2 protein-coding genes are annotated in these 1,214 nt (G+C 71.7%); one reads left to right on the top strand and one right to left on the bottom strand.

What is annotated here, in order from left to right:
* On the bottom strand, positions 1-433 hold a 433-nt coding region (locus ADY01_RS35805), incomplete at its 3' end, for a DUF6643 family protein (protein WP_049581077.1).
* A gap of 236 nt (positions 434-669) precedes the next feature.
* On the opposite strand from ADY01_RS35805, the gene ADY01_RS35800 reads away from it, so the two are divergent.
* Positions 670-1,214: TerD family protein (locus tag ADY01_RS35800; protein WP_049581076.1), on the top strand; the 545-nt coding region annotated here is incomplete at its 3' end.

Below are 1,214 nucleotides of genomic sequence, written 5' to 3'. Positions count from 1 at the left end.
TTCCGCAGCAGATGCGGCCCGCGGCCGGGCGGGGGGCCGCGGGCCGCATCTGCTGCGGAACGGGCGCCTGGGGAGCCGGGTAGGGCCTGGGCTCCCGCGCCTGCTGCGGGAAGTACGGCCCGGGCGCCTGCGGGGCGGGCGCGGCCGGCAACTGGTGCCTGACCGGCGTGGCCTGGTACCCCGGGTAGCCCGAAGGGGCCTGGGCGTGCGGATGCGGCTGGGCGTGCGAGGGAGCCGACGGAAGCGCCGGAAGGGCCGGAAGCGCGTGCTGCGCGGGGGCCGACGGGTAGCCCCCCATCGAATCGTACGCGGCGGGGACTCTGATGGGCGCGATCTGCGGGGTTCCCCGCTCGGCCACCAGCCTGTCGTAGATGGGGGTGTCAGGGAACGACGGTGAGGAGTAGCCACCGCCGTAGGGGCGCGGGGAGGTCATGCTCCATAAGTTAAGCCCACCATGTGCTCGTTGGGGAGACCGATTAGAGGGTCTTTTCGTGCCCTTGAACCGACGCGGTACGGCCAATTCGAATGAATTCCGGAAAAAACGTCGATCGGCCCTCTCATGATGTTGTATCAGGGGTCCGCCGAGAGGGCCACCGCCCGGGATGGCATAGTGGGCGGTGCCCGCAGAACAGGTGGCGTGACGACGGTCACCCGACGGAGGAACCCGCGATGCTCAAAGGTGCGAATGTCCCGGTCACGGCCAGCTCGGTCCGTGTCGAGATCGGCTGGAACACCGGTGCGGGAGTGCCCGATGTGGATGCCTCCGCGCTGCTGCTCGCTTCCGGCCGGGTCCGTTCCGACGCCGACTTCGTTTTCTACAACCAGCCGCGGCACGCCTCGGGCGCCGTGCGGTACGAGGGAAAGCAGCCTCAGGGCGCGTCGGTGACCGACCGCCTCGCCGTGGATCTCGCGACGGTCGAGCCCGGCATCGAGAAGGTGGCGCTGGTCGCCTCCGCGGACGGCGGCACGTTCGGCCAGGTCCCGGGGCTGCACATCCGGCTGCTCGACGCGGACGGCGGCGCCGAGGTGGCCCGTTTCGACGCGGAGGCCACCTCCGAGACCGCGTTCGTGCTCGGCGAGCTCTACCGGCGCCAGGGCGCCTGGAAGTTCCGTGCCGTGGGCCAGGGCTACGACAGCGGCCTCGCCGGGCTCGCCACGGACTTCGGCATCAGCGTGGACGAGGAGCCCTCCGCGCCCCCGCCGGCCCCCGCCGC

Origin of the sequence: Streptomyces sp. SBT349, assembly GCF_001083795.1 — a bacterium.
Lineage (GTDB): Bacteria > Actinomycetota > Actinomycetes > Streptomycetales > Streptomycetaceae > Streptomyces.
This window is presented reverse-complemented; position numbering and strand designations above follow the sequence as displayed.